The following is a 14647-nucleotide window of genomic DNA, read 5'->3' as shown; positions in this document are numbered from 1 at the left end:
GGGTGGGGTATAGAGGCCTGAGCCACTGATCACGATAGAGGTCATCTTTGCTCCTCGCCGGGTGCGTTCCCGGCTTGTCGGTTTATAGGGTAGAGAGGGTTACAGCTGGTCGATCGCCGCAGCGAGACCCGCCAGGGTCAGCGGATGCATCCGTCCGCCAACCACGTCATTCATCAGCTTGATGGAGGGATGCCAGAGCCACTCCCGCCGCGGGGTGGGGTTGATCCACACCAGTTTGGGAAAGTGTTGCTGCAAGCGTGTGAGCCACACCTGACCCGACTCCTCGTTCCACTGCTCGACGCTGCCGCCCGGCCAAGTGATCTCGTAGGGGCCCATGGTGGCATCCCCCACCAGGATCACCCGGTAGTCGCAGCCATAGGTGCGCAGCAGCCGCAGGGTATCGAACCGCTCCTCAAAGCGGCGTTTGTTATCCTTCCAGACGAAGTCGTAGAGGCAGTTGTGAAAATAGAAGTACTCCAGATGCTTGAACTCGTGGCGCAGGGCGGAGAAGAGGCGCTGCACCTCGGCCACGTGGGCATCCATGGAGCCTCCCACATCGAAGAAAACCAACAGCTTCACCCCGTTGTGGCGCTCGGGTCGCAGCTTCACATCGAGCCAGCCTTGGCGGGCAGAACTTTTTATGGTGTCGTCGAGATCCAGCTCGTCGGGATTGCCTCTGCGCACCCAACGCCTGAGTTTGCGCAGCGCCAGCTGGATGGCGCGCTGGCCAAGCGGTGAGTCATCGCTGAAGTTGCGATAGTGACGGGCCTCCCATACCTTGGCCGCCTTGCCGTGCTGCCCCTCTCCACCCATGCGCACCCCCTCTGGGTGAAAACCGCCATGGCCAAACGGGCTGCTGCCACCGGTTCCCACCCACTTGTTGCCACCGGCGTGGCGCTCTTTCTGCTTGCTTAATCGCTGGTTGAGGGTCTCCAGCAGCTTGTCGAGTCCGCCGAGGGATTTGAGCAGCGCCTTCTCCTCTGGGCTCAACAGCCGTTCGAACTCCTTGCGCAGCCACTCCTCGGGCAGGCTCTCCGGCAGCAGGGGAATGGCTTCCAGCCCCTCATAGTATTCGGCGAAGGCGCGATCGAAGCGATCGTAGTGGGCCTCGTCTTTTACCAGCAGGCAGCGGGAGAGCTGGTAGAACTCGTCCATATCGACAGCGACCAACCGGGCAGCCAGTGCGGCGTGCAAGTCCAGCAGCTCACGCAGGCTGCAGGGGAGCTTGTGGCGGCGCAGATGGGTAAAAAAGTCGATCAGCATAAATTAGCTGCCGCGCCGGGCCAGAAAGGCGAGTTTCTCGAAGAGATGCAAATCCTGCTCGGTCTTGAGCAGGGCGCCATATAGCGCGGGCACCAGTTTGCCGGGCTCGCGGGCGCGCATCGCCTCGGGGGCGATATCGTCGGCCAAGAGCAAGCGGACCCAGTCCAGCAGCTCCGAGGTGGAGGGCTTCTTGCGCAGCCCCTCTACCTCGCGCAGCTCGAAGAAGAGGTCCATCGCTTCACCGAGCAGGCTCTCCTTGAGGTCGGGGTAGTGGAGTTTGACGATGGCCTGCATCTCGGCCTTGTCGGGGAAGCGGATGTAGTGGAAGAAACAGCGGCGCAGGAAGGCGTCCGGCAGCTCTTTTTCGTTGTTGGAGGTAATGATGACCACAGGCCGCTGGCGCGCCTTGACTCGTTCGCCGGTCTCGTAGACGTCGAACTCCATCCGATCCAGCTCCAGCAGCAGATCGTTGGGGAATTCGATGTCGGCCTTGTCGATCTCGTCGATCAGCAGCACTGGCCGTTGCTCGGCGCTGAAAGCCTGCCACAGCTTGCCCTGGCGAATGTAGTGGCTGATATCGGCCACTCTGGGGTCGCCGAGCTGGGAGTCCCGCAGCCGGGCTACCGCATCATATTCGTAGAGTCCCTGTTGGGCCTTGGTGGTGGACTTGATATGCCAGGCAATGAGATCGGTGCCAAGATGGTCGGCGACCGCTTCTGCCAGTACCGTCTTGCCGGTGCCCGGTTCCCCTTTGATCAGCAGCGGTTTTTCGAGGGTGATGGCGGCATTGACCGCCATCTTCAATGCATCGGAGGCGAGATACTGGCTGCTTCCTGAAAATCCCATAACGTCGGTTCCTTTGACGATTGGCGCCCGGAGTCAGGGGCCAGAGAGAATAAGCTCTATATGTTGTAATACCATATGGTTATAACGAATAGTCACTTCTCATTCAGAAACCACAGGGTAATCTTGTTTCATCGTCGTAACAAACACAGGGATAGCACCATGAGCAAAATTTTTGAGGACAACAGCCAGACTATCGGTCACACCCCGCTGGTTCGTCTCAACCGTGTTACCAAAGGCCGCGTGCTGGCCAAGATCGAGAGCCGTAACCCCAGCTTCAGCGTCAAGTGCCGGATCGGTGCCAACCTGATCTGGGATGCCGAGAAGCGCGGCATCCTGACCAAGGGTAAGGAGATCATCGAGCCCACCAGCGGCAACACGGGTATTGCTCTGGCCTTTGTCGCGGCAGCTCGCGGCTATCCCATCACCCTGACCATGCCAGCCACCATGAGTCTGGAGCGCCGCAAGCTGCTCAAGGCACTCGGTGCCAATCTGGTGCTGACCGAAGGGCCGCTCGGCATGAAAGGGGCCATTGCCAAGGCCAACGAGATCCTCGAGTCCGAGCCGGGCAAGTATGTGTTGCTGCAACAGTTTGAAAACCCGGCCAACCCGGAGATCCACGAAAAGACCACCGGCCCCGAGATTTGGGATGCCACTGACGGTGAGGTGGATGTGTTCGTGGCCGGGGTCGGTACCGGTGGCACCATTACCGGTGTCTCCCGCTATCTGAAGCAGACTAAAGGCAAGAAGGTGGTCTCTGTGGCGGTCGAACCGGCCGAGTCGCCGGTCATCAGCCAGAAGCTGGCTGGGGAAGAGATCAAACCGGGCCCCCACAAGATCCAGGGGATCGGCGCCGGCTTTATCCCGGGCAACCTCGACCTCTCCCTCATCGATCGGGTGGAGAAGGTGACCAGTGACGAAGCCATCGAAATGGCCCGCCGTCTGATGGAGGAGGAGGGGATCCTGGCCGGTATCAGCTCCGGTGCTGCGGTGGCGGCTGCCAGCCGTCTGGCCGATCTGCCGGAATTTGCGGGTAAAACCATTGTGGTCATCCTGCCGAGCGCGGCGGAGCGTTACCTCTCCAGCGCCCTGTTTGCCGGGGTGTTCAGCGAGCAGGAACTGCAGCAGTAACTGATCGGAATCTTTCAAAACAGCGGCGCTCCCAGGAGCGCCGCTTCTTTATGGGCTAGACTCAACCCCTGTTAGTGTCACTTGATCCTTATTTTTTGGGGTAAAATAACAAGTTCCGGAGTGAGAAAAAAAGCAGACATTCCGCTCTAAATCTCATATCCTGTGCGGCGTCACGCGGTGTTTGCTGGCTGGGTATCACAAAGTAACAAAGTGTTATTTTTCGTTATAAAATAATTTCAGGCCAGTCCTGATGCGGCTTGTAGCCCAATAACTGAAAATTGCCAACCAGCGCGCCGATTACTGCACAGAAACTTGACCTGGATTAAACCATTGCGGGTCTGCTTTCGTTACTTTACAACATATCCATACTGACACGGTGGGTCAGGTTGCTTCAAAAACGACCAATCCACTAAAAAATATCAATAATATGGGGTGAAACCATGTACGAGAAGTCTGTTGTTATTACTGCTGAAAACGGCCTGCACACCCGTCCGGCAGCTCAGTTCGTGAAAGAAGCCAAAGAATTCCAAAGCGAGATCACTGTGGTCTCCGGTGGCAAGTCCGCCAGCGCCAAGAGCCTGTTCAAGCTGCAGACCCTGGGCCTGACCAAGGGTACCAACGTAACTATCCAGGCTGATGGCCCGGATGCTCAGCAAGCTGTTGAGAAGCTGGTTGCCCTGATGGACGAGCTGGAGTAATCCAGCTTTAGATTCCTCCCCCACAGTCGTTTTAATAGGAAGGATTATGATATCTGGCATTCTTGCGTCCCCCGGTATCGCATTCGGTAAGGCGCTTCTTCTGAAAGAAGATGAAATCGTTATCAATCAGGGCAAAATCTCTGCTGACCAGATTGATGCCGAGATCAACCGTTTCCTCGAAGCTCGTACCAAGTCAGCTACCCAGCTGGAAGCCATCAAAGAGATGGCCGGTCGTACCTTCGGTGAGGAAAAAGAGGCCATCTTCGAAGGCCACATCATGCTGCTCGAAGATGAGGAGCTGGAAGGGGATATCAGATCCTTCATCAAAGACAACAAGGCTTCCGCTGACAAAGCCATCTATGAGGTGATCGAACAGTACGCCAAGATGATGGCCGAGCTGGATGACCCTTATCTGCGCGAACGCGCTACCGACTTCCGTGACATCGGTACCCGTCTAGTCAAGAACGTACTGGGCATCGCCGTTGTCAACCTGAGCACCATCGACGAAGAGGTGATCCTGGTCGCCAAAGACCTGACCCCGTCTGAAACCGCTCAGATCAACCTGAAATATGTGCTGGGTTTCGTCACCGACATCGGTGGCCGTACCTCTCACACCTCCATCATGGCCCGCTCCCTGGAGCTGCCGGCCGTAGTAGGCACCAACGACATCACCGAGCGCGTCAAGAACGGTGACATGCTGGTGCTGGATGCGATCAACAACCAGATCATCATCAATCCGACCGCTGAACAGCTGACCGAAGCCAAGAAGTTCCAGGCTCAGTTCCAGGCCGAGAAAGATGAGCTGGCCAAGCTGAAAGATCTGCCTGCCATCACGCTGGATGGTCACCAGGTCGAAGTGTGCGCCAACATCGGTACCGTCAAGGATACCGAAGGTGCCATCCGCAATGGCGCCGAAGGCGTGGGTCTGTACCGTACCGAGTTCCTGTTCATGGACCGTGACGCGCTGCCGACCGAAGAAGAGCAGTTCAAAGCCTACAAAGAAGTGGCCGAAGCGATGCCGGATCAGCCGATCATCGTGCGTACCATGGACATTGGCGGCGACAAAGAGCTGCCGTACATGAATTTTCCGAAAGAGATGAACCCCTTCCTGGGCTGGCGTGCCGTGCGTATTTTCTTCGACCGTGAAGACATCATGCATGCTCAGCTGCGGGCCATTCTGCGCGCCTCTGCCTTCGGCAAGCTGCGTATCATGTTCCCGATGATCATCTCTGTCGAAGAGTTCCGTAGCCTGAAAGCTACCGTAGAGACGCTGAAAGCCGAACTGCGTGCCGAAGGCAAAGCCTTTGATGAATCCATCGAAGTGGGTATCATGATCGAGACCCCGGCCGCTGCCGTGATGGCTCATCATCTGGCCAAGGAAGTGGATTTCTTCAGTATCGGTACCAACGACCTGACCCAGTACACTCTGGCTGTCGATCGTGGTAACGAGATGATCTCCGCGATGTACAACCCGCTGTCACCCTCCGTCCTGGCCCTGATCAAGATGGTTATCGATGCGTCCCACGCCGAAGGCAAGTGGACCGGTATGTGTGGTGAACTGGCTGGTGACGAGCGCGCTACCCTGCTGCTGCTGGGTATGGGTCTGGATGAGTTCTCCATGAGCGCCATCTCTGTACCGCGTATCAAGAAGCTTATCCGCAACACCAACTTCGAAGATGTGAAGGCAATGGCTGACCAAGCACTGAGCTTTGCCACCGCCGCTGAAATCGAAGCATGCGTAGATAACTTTATTAAGCAGAAGGCAGTCTGCTAAGATCGGCTGCAAACAGCGACAAATCATCTCTAGGAGCTTTATATGGGTCTGTTTGATAAACTGAAGAAACTGGTTTCCGACGATAGCTCTGACACCGGCGGCATCGAAATCTTTGCTCCGCTGTCTGGCGAAATCGTGCCGATCGAAGATGTGCCTGACGTTGTCTTCGCCGAGAAGATCGTTGGTGACGGTATCGCCATCAAGCCGGCTGGCAACAAGATGGTTGCGCCGTGCGATGGTACCATCGGCAAGATTTTCGAGACCAACCACGCGTTCTCTCTGGAATCCGACTCAGGTATCGAGCTGTTCGTTCACTTCGGTATCGATACCGTTGAACTGAAAGGCGAAGGCTTCAAGCGTATCGCTCAGGAAGGTCAACAGGTCAAGCGCGGCGACACCATCATCGAGTTCGATCTGGCCGTTCTGGAAGCGAAAGCCAAGTCTACCCTGACTCCGGTTGTCATCTCCAACATGGACGAGATCAAAGAGCTGATCAAAATGACTGGTGCCGTGACTGTAGGCGAGACCCCGGTTATCCGTATCAAGAAGTAATGCCCGGCTGGCTCACGCCAGTTGCGCAGTAAAAAACCGAAGCCTTGTGCTTCGGTTTTTTTATGGCCGCGAGTCGGCTTTCCTTTCCACTCTATTCCGTCGAGATGACAACCCGGTTACGGCCCTGATCCTTGGCCTGATAAAGGGCCCGGTCGGCCATCATCAGCAGATAGTCGATGCCCTCCTGCCCCTTCATGCTGGCACACCCCAGACTGATGGTGAGGGATAGCTGATCCCCCTGCCATGGCAAGCGGGTGGTACTGACATGCTGGCGCAGCTGTTCGGCGCGCCGTGCCGCCTGTTCAATATCGCAACCAGGCAGGATCAGCAGGAACTCCTCTCCACCCCAACGGGCCAGACTCTCTCCCGGCAACAGCAGGCTCGCCATGGCGTGGGCGACGGCGCAGAGCGCGGCATCACCCGCAGGGTGGCCGTAGCGGTCATTGACCTGTTTGAAATGGTCGATATCTCCCAGCACCACCGAGAGGGGCTCACCTTGCAACCAAAGGGCCTGCAACTGTTGCTGGGCGCCACGCCGGTTGGTCAGTTCGGTGAGCGGATCGGTGCAGGATAGGCGGCTCACCTCCTCCACCATGCACTGCAGGTCGTGGATATCGCGAAAGGTGACGATATGGCCATCCGGGATGGCATCGGCTCCCAGCTGGGCAGTGACGATAAACCAGCGCGACTGACCGCTCTTGCAGCGGATCAGCGCTGGCATCTCGGCTACCTCCAGCCCTTGCGACAAGCTCTGTTCCACTTGGGAGTGCCAGGAGTCGATGATGGTGCGGCGATACCCTTCATCCGGGTAGGCGACCTGAAACCATGAGGCCATGTCCGGCAGATCGTCAAGGTTGTAGCCCAGTTGCTCAATAAAGGCTTTATTCAGGAAGCGGTGGCGCCGCTGCGGGATAATGTCGGGTGAGCAGTCATCGTGACGGGCAATGGATTCTGACACCAGAATAGGCAGCGGGATCACATCGAAGGAGCGAAACAGGATCTGTTGCAGTTCTCGGTCATTCATAGGAAAAGCGGCTCCACGATGCATCTTTTGCATGCTTTACCATAGGTCAGACCTGTGTGGCGGTAAACCGATTTATAGCGGTTCCATCGCTGGATTTTCAGCCAATGGCAAACGCGAAAAAGAGTCGGTGTTGCTTGCTGCGACAGTGCCGAGTGAAAGCTGGTTGGGCAGGGGGGAGGGGCAATAAGATCAAAAAAGCCCACATGGTCAGGCACATGCGGGTCTGGAAAAACTAGACAGGGTAAAACAGACACTTCCTGTGTCGGTCATCTTCAGCTCAGGTGGAGGAGATCCATCTGCTGGAGCTTTTCGGGCTGGTGGTCACCAAATCTTCACGCGCTCGGAAGGTGGCAGATAAAGCGTATCTTCCGGTTTGATGGCAAAGGCGTGGCAGAACGCCGGCATGTCATCCGGTATCCGTGTCTGGGCCAGAGCAATCAGGCTGGCTTGCTGTTTCATCGTGAGTGTCCTGTATGGGATGCCTGTGGTGAATTGGCTGTACCCGATGGTCAATCAGCTGCGAACGACCGAGAGGAAGCGACCGTAGTGATTGAAGGTGCAGGTAAAGTCGACCGCATCATCATCGGTCTCGTACTGGCCATAGACCTTATATCTGTGGCCACTCTCTTCTGCCGACTCGGTGGTGATATCGCGCGGGGAGACATGGAATTTGCTGGCTGCTTGCCCCGAGCAGTAACGGGGCATCTTGCTGGTGGCCATATGCTGGTCATTGCTATCGTCATGCTGGCCATCATGCTCGTGTTTGTTATCGCTGTGTTTTTTCCCGGCGTAATAGCCAGCGGCGCCGATGGCACCCAGCGCAGCTGCACCTATCAGGACTTTCTTGGTATCCATATTCTGGCAGCCGCTCAATGCCAGGCAGGCGGCCAACCCCATTACCATCAAGGAATGTTTCATCTCTCGGATCCTTTCAATTATCAAATGAGCAAGTCGGTGTCAGCCGGGCGGTGGTCACTGGGCCCGGCGCTGGAATGGCGCCACTTTGCAATGGTCAGGATGAAGAGGACACTCAAATAAAATTAAAAAAAGTTATAAAAGTCCGGGAGCCGGAGCGAGCGCGGTATGGGGGGCGCGGTGAGGGGAGAAGGGCGCAGGTTTCATCCATGCGGTAAGTAGTGGTGTGGGGCAAGTGTTTGTTTTTATACTTTTATTTCTCTTTATATTTTATCAAGAGTGGTGGCTGCCTGTTGTGCGGCGGCCAGCCATGCTGGCGGTGGATAGCCGTCTCTATCTTCATAAACAGGGCATAAAAAAGCCGCTCACCTGGGTGAGCGGCTGTTGTCATCAGAACCGTGCAGTTCGCTATCAGGCTGGCTGCTTGCCATCTTCCGCGGGCGGCGGCAGGGCGGCGGAGTTGGACTCCACCTTCTGCTCTTCGCCTTGCATGTTCTTGATGTAGACATCCATCTGGTTGAAGGCGATCTCGATGCCGTTCTCGCGGAACAGCTGGTCGATCTTGCGGTTCAACTCGTCTACCGCCGGGTTGCGATCACCCAGTTCGCTCACGAAGAAGCGCAGCTCGTGATCCAGAGTGCTGGCGCCAAAGGTGAGGAAGTAGACGATGGGGGCAGGATCTTTCAGCACGCGGCTGTTTTCGTCGGCCGCCTGTTTCAGCAGGGTGCGGGTCAGCTCCAGATCGGAACCGTAGGCCACGCCTACCCGCACGATCACCCGGGTCACGGTGTCACTCAGCGACCAGTTGATCAGACGCTCGGTCATCAGCTGCTGGTTGGGGATGATCACCTCTTTGCGGTCGAAGTCGGTCAGGGTGGTGGCGCGAATGCGGATCCGCGAGACGGTACCGGAGAAGGAGCCGATGGTAACTGTGTCACCGATCCGCACCGGACGCTCGAACAGGATGATGATGCCGGAGACGAAGTTGGAGAGGATCTCCTTCATGCCGAAACCGATACCGACTGACAGACCACCCGCTACCCACTGCAGCTTGTCCCACTGTACGCCCATCATGGAGAGAGCGGTGAGGGAGCCAAAGCCGATCAGCACGTAGTTGAGCATGGTGGTGATGGCGTAGGCGGTCCCCTGAGCCAGATTGAGCTTGGAGAGCACCAGCACCTCCAGCAAGCCCGGCAGGTTGCGCGCCAGTGACCATGCACCGCCGAGCAGCAGGAAGCCGATCAGCACGTCACTCAGGCTGATGGGGAAGAGCACGGCGTTGGCGCCGGTGCCTTCACTGCGGTGCCACAGCACCATGCTGTCGAGGTAGGAGAAGACCGCCACCAGATCGGACCAGAGCCAGTAGAAGGCGACGCCGAAGATCAGCATCAGCACGGTACGGGTCAGACGCAGGGACTGCTGGCTGACATCCTCCAGATCCATGGGCTGCTCTTCGATAGACTCGCCACCTTCCGCATCTTCCGAAGATTTGTGCTCACGCTTGGCCACCGCACGGCGGTAGGCCAGACGACGGGCCGCCAGCTCCAGACCACGCAGGGCGGTGCGGTAGACCAGGCTCCAGATGATGATGAGGTAGAAGGATTCGATCAGGCGACCGGTTAGCTTCAGCGCGGTGTAGTAGTAACCGAGCACCGCCAGCACGATCAGCGCCACCGGCGCCAGCGCCAGGGCAATGGCGATCAGCGACTTCTGCATGCTCGCCTCGCCCTTGATGCGGGCGCGGGAGATGGGAAACACCAGATAGGCGGCCAGCCCCAGCAGGGTCAGGGTCATGGCCTGACCGATCACGTCGTTGCCCAGGGTGGAGGGTTCAACCACCGCCTTGGTCGCGAGCATGATGAGCGGTAGCAGTGGCAACCAGATGTAGCGCATGCTGTTGCGCTTGGCCTGCAGCTCCGTTTTCGAGATCCGGAAGTGGGTCTCGGCGATACCGCCCAGGCGCATCACCGCCAGATAGACGCTGAACACCAGATAACCGAGGGCGAGGTTCAGGGTGATCTGGAACATCAGCTTGGGACTGAGCAGACCGCAGTAGGTGAGCAGCAGACCGCCAGCCAGAATGAACATGCTGCCCGGCAGGCGTTGCAGCACGGTATAGAGCAGGGCGCGCGGGGTGTGCCACTGGCTGTCCTGACGGAAACGGCCAAGGTCCTTGGTGATCTTCTTCTCGCGCTCAACCAGCGCCGGACGTTTCCAGACCAGCAGGCCGCCGATCAGCAGCAGCGGGAAGGCGAGCAGGGAGATCCCCAGCAGCTCTTCGCGCCAGCGTTTCCAGTCCGGTTTCAATACCCAGTCGGAGGCCTGTTTATAGGCCTGGGCGGGCCAGCTGATAAACCACTTGCTGTCGATGGGCTTGTTGCTGCTTACCCAGAAGATATGTTGCTGCAGGGTAAATTCGATAGAGGCATAGACCCGCGCCAGCTGCTGCTGGGTCAGCTGCAGGCTGATGGCATTGGTGAGCTGGCTGTCGAGTTGGCGGTTGAGCTGATCGAGCAGATTGATACGGGTATCGAGCAGCTTGGCAAGGCTCTCCTTGTCCTCCTCGCTCACCGGCTCCTTGCTGCCGGCGATCAGATTGTCCAGATAGAGGTTCTTCTGGAACAGCTGGTCACGCTGCTGGCTCAGTTCAAACTGGGCCAGATGCAGATCGGCGATCTGCTCTTCCAGGTTTTTGACGGCGATGGTGGGTGCCGCTTCCAGCTGCTGATAGAGCTGATAGAGGATGCGCGACAGCAGCAGATTGCCCTTGAGCATCTGCACCTGTTCATTGAGGTTGCGCTCGGTCTGGATGCCGCGCTCCAGCCAGCTCTTGGCTTGCAGGTTTTTCTGTACCAGCGAGTTGAGGCTGGTGGTGGCACCGATCAGCTGCTGGCTGAGCTGGTGATTGAGCTCCTGCTCTTTTTGCACCAGCGGGCTGTCTTCGGTCGCCACCAGTTCACCGGTCTGCTCGGCGGTTTTTTCGGTGTCGCCGAGGCGCTTGGCGCTGCTCTGATCCTGCAACAGCTGCAGTTTCTGCTCTTCGCTGGCGAGACGGGCACTCTGGTAGTCGCGCTGCTTGATCGCCAGATCCTGCATGCTGGTACGGTTATCCAGCTCCTTTTGCAGATGGGCCAGTTGCAGGTCGAGCAGGGCCAGTTCGGCACCGAGCTTCATCTTCTCGGCGCTGGAGACGCTTTCACCGGCGTTGAGGCGGCTGCGGATCTCCTGACTGCGCTGGTAGGCACGGCTCATGCTGGCCTGGGCTCGCTCCGGCAGTGTCTGCAAGCTGGTGAGCTGGCTGCCGATGGCGCCGAGGGCCTCCTGGGCCGCCTGCATGTTGGCCAGCACTTCCGGCTGACGGCTGTCGAGTTCTGCCAGACTCATGCTGGCGTATTCGCTCTTGATCTGCTCGGCACTTTTGCCCGTGGTCAGGGCATCGAGCTTGGCGCTGATCTCTCTGAGTTCGGTGGGCAGGTTGCGGATCCGCTGGGCCTGGGTCTTGGCCTTCGCCTCCTCCTTGTCGATGTTGTCGAGCAGGCCGAGGGTTTCGGTCAGCAACTTCTGATCTGCTTGCTGACTGACGGTCAGGGTCTCTGATTTACCCAGACCATCCAGCGCTCGCTGAACTGCGTTGCGAGAGGGGACATCTTGCGCCATGGCTTGCGGGACGCAGAGGCTGGCGAGGAGACAGAGCAGCGGCAACAGGGTGGCCGAGACTCTTTTAAAACGTATTGAGGGCATATAACTTCCGGGTTATTACGCGATATTCGGGAGATTTCCCGCATAGATTAAATTCGCGTGGATTCTAACACCGGGCTTGTCAGGTAAGCAGGGGGGAGGGATAAAAAAAACGGCGCCTACAGGCGCCGTTTTCACGTTGTTCAGCTCTGATTAAAGAACGTGAACAGAAGCGGTGTTGGTGGTGCCGCTCGGTACCAGAGCACCGGAGACCATCACAACCACGTCACCTTTCAGACCCATGCCGATTTCCAGCGCGGCTTCTTTACCGATGCGATAGAAATCGTCGGTAGAGGCGATGCTGTCAACCACGTGAGCAACCACACCCTTGGTCAGAACCAGCTGGGCAGCAGTTTTCTTGTTGGTGGTGATAGCCAGGATCCAGGCTTTCGGGAAGTACTTGCGAATGGCCTTGGCAGACTTGCCGCCTTCGGTAGCGACCACGATCAGCGGGGCGTCCAGCTTCTCGGAGGTCTCTACGGCGCCTTTACATACGGCTTCGGTGATGCGCAGCTTGTTGCTGTCGTTGGCAGCAGACAGGTTGGACGGCATCACGGCATCGGTACGCTCGCAGATGGTGGCCATGATGGTCACTGCTTCCAGCGGGTACTTACCCTTGGCGGATTCACCGGACAGCATCACTGCGTCGGTACCGTCCAGGATGGCGTTGGCCACGTCACCAGCTTCGGCGCGGGTCGGACGCGGGTTCTTGATCATGGAGTCCAGCATCTGGGTGGCAGTGATAACCACTTTGCGGGCTTTGTTGCACTTGGCGATGATCATCTTCTGGGCGAAGATAACTTCTTCAACCGGGATCTCTACACCCATGTCGCCACGAGCAACCATGATGCCGTCGGAAACAGCCAGGATCTCGTCGAAGTTGTCCAGACCTTCCTGGTTTTCGATCTTGGAGATGATCTGGATGTTCTCGCCACCGTGGGCTTTCAGGTGCTCACGGATTTCCAGAACGTCTTCTTTCTTACGGATGAAAGAAGCAGCAACGAAATCAACGCCTTGCTCGCAACCGAAGATCAGGTCGCGCTTGTCTTTCTCGGCCAGGGCCGGCAGCTTGATGGAGACGCCCGGCAGGTTAACGCCTTTGTTCTCGCCCAGGTCACCGTTGTTCAGCACTTTACAGATAACTTCGCGCTCGGTGATTTCGATAACGTCCAGACCGATCAGGCCGTCATCAACCAGGATGCGGTTGCCGACGCGCAGATCGTTGGCGAAACCTGCATAGGTCACGGCCACTTTGTCTTTGTTGCCAACCACGGTCTGGTCGGTGGTGAAGGTGAAAGTCTGGCCAGCGACCAGCGCGACGTCGTTGCCGCCTTCCAGCTTCATGGTACGGATTTCCGGACCCTTGGTGTCCAGCAGGATAGCTGCGTGCTTGCCGGTCTCGGCCATTACAGCGCGCAGGTTGCTGATGCGGCTGCCGTGCTCGGCGTAGTCACCGTGGGAGAAGTTCAGGCGCATGACGTTCATGCCGGCGTCCAGCATTTTGGCCAGCATTTCTTTGGATTCGGTCTTCGGACCGATGGTGCAGACAATTTTGGTCTTTTTCATGTCAATCTTCATGGTTAAGGAATTTCCGCCGAGCAATATACACCAGTTTTTGGAATCTTTTTATGATCCAGAAACAACGTTTTGACCAGATAACGTTTTCTTTTCAGGGATAACGTTTTCCTGTGAGTCACATTTTAGAGCATACAGCCACAGGTTCGGGCTGAAGGGATACAAATGTTGCCATCTGTGGTTGTTTGGCCGGGTTGAGGTTCAGATGTTGTAAAATGACCACCCGTCCGCTGTCACCGTCTTGTCACCGGCTTGCGCAAAAATGTTAGTTCATTGGCGCAAGGGTGAAGGAGGTCGGGATGAAAAACAGCCATGAAACCGGATGGGCTCTGCTCTTGCTGGGCGCCGCCCTGCTGCTGGTTCAGACACTGCCAGCCCGCTACTGGCCTGATAATGCCAGTCTGCTGGCGATCTTCTCCCATCCAGTGAAAGGGGAGGCGGCCGCCGAGGGATTGGCGTGGCGAGAGTGGCAGGATCACAGTGCAGCGACCCGGATGGCGCTTCGTGTAGCCCGACCGCTGCCGGATGCTCCTCAGCCTTGATATCTATTGCTGTTTACCGGTCGTGAAGGCGTGAAATTATCAACCATTGGTTGATAGTTCTTATCTATCTTGCTGGATTGTTCACCTTTAATGGTGGGAGGATAATCGATTCCAACAGCGATATCCCCTCCGGTATCGCCCCCTGATACTTTGTTGGAGTCTGCTTTATGTCCCTCGCCCCCGTCTGGTTTATCTCTCACGGCGCACCGGATCTGGTGCTGCGTGAGCAACCCGCCACCCGCTTTCTGCGAACCCTGCGTCTGGGTGAGCTCAAGGGGCTGGTGGTCATCTCCGCCCACTGGTTCAGCCGTGAGCTGCAGATCAACGTCGAGCCCAAACCGGCCTTGATGTACGACTTTTACGGCTTTCCCGAGCCACTCTACCGGATTCGCTGGCCTGCCAGCAGCCCCGAGTGGCTGCAACAAGGGGTGAGCGACCAGCTGGCACTGGCCGGACTGACCGCCACCCCGGTGCGGCGCGAGCTGGATCACGGGGTCTGGTCGCCGCTCTCCCTGATCGACCCAAACAGCGAGATCCCGCTGGTGCAGATCTCCATTCCCGCGAGTTTCACCCCGGCCCAGTTGTGGCAACT

General features: G+C 57.5%; 12 protein-coding genes and 1 pseudogene. 6 read left to right on the top strand and 7 right to left on the bottom strand.

Annotated elements, in window-relative coordinates; all coding sequences use genetic code 11:
- Window positions 1–99: 99 nt before the first annotated feature.
- Together DBR30_RS04405 and DBR30_RS04400 are read right to left on the bottom strand one after the other, a co-directional pair.
- Window positions 100–1263, bottom strand: coding sequence for a vWA domain-containing protein (locus DBR30_RS04405; protein ID WP_108541015.1), 1164 nt, complete (start codon window positions 1261–1263; stop codon window positions 100–102).
- 3 nt (window positions 1264–1266) lie between these two features.
- Window positions 1267–2109 carry an AAA family ATPase gene (locus DBR30_RS04400; RefSeq protein ID WP_108541016.1) on the bottom strand — a complete coding sequence of 281 codons (843 nt, stop codon included), beginning with the start codon at window positions 2107–2109 and terminating at the stop codon, window positions 1267–1269.
- A gap of 159 nt (window positions 2110–2268) precedes the next feature.
- On the opposite strand from DBR30_RS04400, the gene cysK reads away from it, so the two are divergent.
- From cysK to crr, 4 genes are all read left to right on the top strand, one after another.
- Complete coding sequence (gene cysK, locus DBR30_RS04395; protein ID WP_108541017.1) at window positions 2269–3237, top strand: cysteine synthase A; 969 nt, start codon at window positions 2269–2271, stop codon at window positions 3235–3237.
- A gap of 440 nt (window positions 3238–3677) precedes the next feature.
- Window positions 3678–3935, top strand: a complete 258-nt coding sequence (locus DBR30_RS04390; RefSeq protein WP_005338266.1) for an HPr family phosphocarrier protein — start codon at window positions 3678–3680, stop codon at window positions 3933–3935.
- Between the two features lie 46 nt (window positions 3936–3981).
- Complete coding sequence (gene ptsI / locus DBR30_RS04385; RefSeq protein WP_108541018.1) at window positions 3982–5709, top strand: phosphoenolpyruvate-protein phosphotransferase PtsI; 1728 nt, start codon at window positions 3982–3984, stop codon at window positions 5707–5709.
- A gap of 42 nt (window positions 5710–5751) precedes the next feature.
- Window positions 5752–6261, top strand: a complete 510-nt coding sequence (gene crr / locus DBR30_RS04380) for a PTS glucose transporter subunit IIA (RefSeq protein ID WP_005338264.1) — start codon at window positions 5752–5754, stop codon at window positions 6259–6261.
- Between the two features lie 91 nt (window positions 6262–6352).
- On the opposite strand, the gene DBR30_RS04375 is transcribed toward crr, so the two are convergent.
- From DBR30_RS04375 to pykF, 5 genes are all read right to left on the bottom strand, one after another.
- Window positions 6353–7285, bottom strand: a complete 933-nt coding sequence (locus DBR30_RS04375; RefSeq protein ID WP_108541019.1) for a GGDEF domain-containing protein — start codon at window positions 7283–7285, stop codon at window positions 6353–6355.
- Between the two features lie 321 nt (window positions 7286–7606).
- Entirely contained in the window at window positions 7607–7744 is a 138-nt protein-coding gene (locus tag DBR30_RS21155; protein WP_181363481.1) for a hypothetical protein, read from the bottom strand.
- Between the two features lie 54 nt (window positions 7745–7798).
- Window positions 7799–8203: a hypothetical protein gene (locus DBR30_RS04370; RefSeq protein ID WP_108541020.1), complete on the bottom strand. Its 405-nt coding sequence runs from the start codon at window positions 8201–8203 to the stop codon at window positions 7799–7801.
- A gap of 408 nt (window positions 8204–8611) precedes the next feature.
- Window positions 8612–11941: a mechanosensitive channel MscK gene (mscK, locus tag DBR30_RS04365; RefSeq protein WP_108541522.1), complete on the bottom strand. Its 3330-nt coding sequence runs from the start codon at window positions 11939–11941 to the stop codon at window positions 8612–8614.
- Between the two features lie 150 nt (window positions 11942–12091).
- Window positions 12092–13504: a pyruvate kinase PykF gene (gene pykF / locus DBR30_RS04360; protein ID WP_031227651.1), complete on the bottom strand. Its 1413-nt coding sequence runs from the start codon at window positions 13502–13504 to the stop codon at window positions 12092–12094.
- A gap of 308 nt (window positions 13505–13812) precedes the next feature.
- Between pykF and DBR30_RS04355 the strand changes: the two genes are divergently transcribed.
- Both DBR30_RS04355 and DBR30_RS21605 read left to right on the top strand, forming a co-directional pair.
- Complete coding sequence (locus DBR30_RS04355) at window positions 13813–14055, top strand: hypothetical protein (RefSeq protein WP_058057771.1); 243 nt, start codon at window positions 13813–13815, stop codon at window positions 14053–14055.
- Between the two features lie 167 nt (window positions 14056–14222).
- A pseudogene (locus DBR30_RS21605) lies at window positions 14223–14647 on the top strand (DODA-type extradiol aromatic ring-opening family dioxygenase); the annotation flags it as partial.

Source organism: Aeromonas sp. HMWF017 (genome assembly GCF_003061465.1).
GTDB classification, from domain to species: Bacteria; Pseudomonadota; Gammaproteobacteria; order Enterobacterales; family Aeromonadaceae; genus Aeromonas; species Aeromonas veronii.
This window is presented reverse-complemented; position numbering and strand designations above follow the sequence as displayed.

Coding starts and splice junctions, on each gene's coding strand:
- crr (WP_005338264.1), top strand. CDS start 5,752: ATGGGTCTGTTTGATAAACTGAAGAAACTGGTTTCCGACGATAGCTCT.
- ptsI (WP_108541018.1), top strand. CDS start 3,982: ATGATATCTGGCATTCTTGCGTCCCCCGGTATCGCATTCGGTAAGGCG.
- DBR30_RS04400 (WP_108541016.1), bottom strand. CDS start 2,109: ATGGGATTTTCAGGAAGCAGCCAGTATCTCGCCTCCGATGCATTGAAG.
- DBR30_RS21155 (WP_181363481.1), bottom strand. CDS start 7,744: ATGAAACAGCAAGCCAGCCTGATTGCTCTGGCCCAGACACGGATACCG.
- DBR30_RS04370 (WP_108541020.1), bottom strand. CDS start 8,203: ATGAAACATTCCTTGATGGTAATGGGGTTGGCCGCCTGCCTGGCATTG.
- DBR30_RS04390 (WP_005338266.1), top strand. CDS start 3,678: ATGTACGAGAAGTCTGTTGTTATTACTGCTGAAAACGGCCTGCACACC.
- DBR30_RS04375 (WP_108541019.1), bottom strand. CDS start 7,285: ATGAATGACCGAGAACTGCAACAGATCCTGTTTCGCTCCTTCGATGTG.
- DBR30_RS04405 (WP_108541015.1), bottom strand. CDS start 1,263: ATGCTGATCGACTTTTTTACCCATCTGCGCCGCCACAAGCTCCCCTGC.
- DBR30_RS04355 (WP_058057771.1), top strand. CDS start 13,813: ATGAAAAACAGCCATGAAACCGGATGGGCTCTGCTCTTGCTGGGCGCC.
- cysK (WP_108541017.1), top strand. CDS start 2,269: ATGAGCAAAATTTTTGAGGACAACAGCCAGACTATCGGTCACACCCCG.
- mscK (WP_108541522.1), bottom strand. CDS start 11,941: ATGCCCTCAATACGTTTTAAAAGAGTCTCGGCCACCCTGTTGCCGCTG.
- pykF (WP_031227651.1), bottom strand. CDS start 13,504: ATGAAAAAGACCAAAATTGTCTGCACCATCGGTCCGAAGACCGAATCC.